The organism is Micromonospora sp. M51, from assembly GCF_018070305.1.
GTDB lineage: Bacteria > Actinomycetota > Actinomycetes > Mycobacteriales > Micromonosporaceae > Micromonospora > Micromonospora parva.
The window spans coordinates 1-2,373 of sequence record NZ_JAGPXZ010000861.1; the positions used below are offsets into that span (position 1 = coordinate 1).

Annotated in this window: 2 protein-coding genes and 1 pseudogene; all 3 read left to right on the forward strand. The window is 72.2% G+C overall.

Annotated elements, in window-relative coordinates; genetic code table 11:
* Positions 1 to 107 precede the first annotated feature (107 nt).
* On the forward strand, positions 108 to 995 hold the full coding sequence (gene urtB, locus KBX53_RS29865) for an urea ABC transporter permease subunit UrtB (protein WP_030335462.1): 888 nt from the start codon (positions 108 to 110) through the stop codon (positions 993 to 995).
* The gene (gene urtC, locus KBX53_RS29870; protein WP_210863009.1) at positions 992 to 2,179 is read left to right on the forward strand and encodes an urea ABC transporter permease subunit UrtC; all 1,188 of its coding nucleotides are present in this window, start codon (positions 992 to 994) and stop codon (positions 2,177 to 2,179) included. Before urtB ends, urtC begins: the two co-directional genes overlap by 4 nt.
* Positions 2,176 to 2,373: pseudogene (locus tag KBX53_RS29875) on the forward strand (hypothetical protein); the annotation flags it as partial. The gene urtC and the pseudogene KBX53_RS29875, both read left to right, overlap by 4 nt.

The following is a 2,373-nucleotide window of genomic DNA, read 5'->3' on the forward strand; positions in this document are numbered from 1 at the left end:
AGACCTACCCGTGGGCGAGCGGCCTGAGCTGACGACGCCGGCCCGGGCGGGCCGCGCGGCGACGCGCCCCGCCCGGGTCACCCGACCAGCAGTACGGAGTACCCACCGTGACAGTCCTCTTCGGTCAACTCTTCACCGGCATCAGCATCGGCGCGGTGCTGCTGCTCATCGCGCTCGGCCTCGCGCTGACCTTCGGCCAGATGAACGTGATCAACATGGCGCACGGTGAGTTCATCATGGCCGGCGCGTACACCACCTACGTCCTGCAGCAGAGCATCACCGGCGCCGGCCTGTCGCTGGTGGTCGCGCTGCCGGTGGCGTTCGTGGTCGCCGGCGCCATGGGTGTCCTGCTGGAGGTGCTGCTCATCCGCCGGCTCTACGCCCGACCGCTGGACACCCTGCTGGTCACCTGGGGGGTGTCACTGATGCTGCAGCAGCTGGCCCGCGACGTCTTCGGCAGCCCGAACGTGCAGACCCGCGCGCCCGAACTGCTCACCGGCAACGTGGCGCTGCCCGGCGGGCTGACCATCGCCAACAACCGGCTGTTCATCCTGGCCCTGGCGCTGGCCGCCGTCGCGGCGCTCACACTGGCGCTGCGACTCACCCCGCTCGGGCGTCGGATCCGCGCGGTGGTGCAGAACCGCGACCTCGCCGCCGTGTCCGGCATCGCCACCTCCCGGGTCGACCGGACCACCTTCTTCCTCGGCTCCGGCCTGGCCGGGGTGGCCGGGGTGGCGCTCACCCTGCTCGGCCCGATCGGCCCGACCATGGGCACCAACCTGATCATCGACGCCTTCCTGGTCGTCGTGGTCGGCGGGATCGGCCAGCTCAAGGGCAGTGTGATGGTCGCCTTCGCCCTCGGTGTGCTCCAGGCCACCGGGGAGTACCTGACCACCCTCAGCGTCGCCAAGGTGATCGTGTTCGTGGCGATCGTCGCGTTCCTCCAGTGGCGACCACAGGGCCTGTTCACGCTGCGGACCAGGAGCCTCGCATGACCGCCGTCACCCCCGCGCCGCCCGGCACCGCCGTCGCACCGGCCCCCGCCGGCGCCGCACCACCGAACCCGCCGGGACGGCGCTCGCGGCTGCGGACGGCGGCCGGGTTCGCCTTCGGCGCGGCGCTGCTCTTCGCCGTCGCCCCGCTGGTGCTGTCGGACTTCCGGCTGGCGCTGCTCGCCAAGTACCTCTGCGTCGCCATGGTCGCGGTCGGCATCGGGATCGCCTGGGGCCGGGGTGGGATGCTCACCCTGGGCCAGGGCGTCTTCTTCGGCCTGGGCGGCTACGCGATGGCCATGCACCTCAAGCTCGCCGACGCGGGCCCGGGTGGGATGCCCGACTTCATGCAGCTGTACGGGCAGCTCGACGAGCTGCCGCTGTGGTGGCGGCCGTTCGCCAGCCCGTGGTTCGCGCTGCCCGCCACGGTGCTGCTGCCGATGGCTGTCGCCTTCGGGCTCGGCTCACTGGTGTTCCGCCGCCGGGTGCGCGGCGCGTACTTCGCCATCCTCAGCCAGGCGCTCGCCGCCGCGATGGTGATCCTGCTGATCGGTCAGCAGGGCACCACCGGCGGCACCAACGGGCTCACCGACATCAAGGGCTTCTTCGGCTACGACCTGGACGACCCGGTCAACCAGCGGATGGTGTACTTCATCATCGCCGGCACGCTGCTGGCGTTGCTCGCGCTGACCCGGCAGCTCATCCACAGCCGCTACGGCGAGCTGCTGGTGGCGGTCCGCGACGGTGAGGAACGGGTCCGCTTCCTGGGCTACGACCCGGCGTCGGTCAAGCTGGTGGCGTACGTGGTCGCGGCCGGCATGGCCGGGCTGGCCGGTGCGCTGTTCGTGCCGGCGGTGGGCATCATCTCGCCCGCGCTGATCGGCATCGTCCCGTCGATCGAGTTCGTCATCGGCGTCGCTGTGGGTGGCCGGGCCACACTGCTCGGGCCGGTGCTCGGCGCGGTGGCGGTGGCCTGGGCGCGGACCGCCCTCTCCGAGCGGTTCCCGGGCACCTGGACGTACCTGCAGGGGTTGCTCTTCGTGGTGGTGGTGGCGTTCCTTCCCGGCGGCCTGGCGTCGCTGTGGGCGCTGGCTCGCCGCCGTGACGTCGGCGCGCGGCCGGTGCGGCGCGGGTGGTTGCCGGCGGCCCGACGACGCGCCGAACGGACGGAGGTGCCTGCGGCATGAGTGAACGCACCGAGCGCAGCGAGGGCCGTGAGCGCATGCCCGACCGGCACGGCATGAGTGAACGCACCGAGCGCAGCGAGGGCCGTGAGCGCATGCCCGACCGGCACGGCATGAGTGAACGCACCGAGCGCAGCGAGGGCCGTGAGCGCATGCCCGGCCTGCACGGCACGAGCGGGGAACGGTTGGACGGGTTG

Coding starts and splice junctions, on each gene's coding strand:
- urtC (WP_210863009.1), top strand. CDS start 992: ATGACCGCCGTCACCCCCGCGCCGCCCGGCACCGCCGTCGCACCGGCC.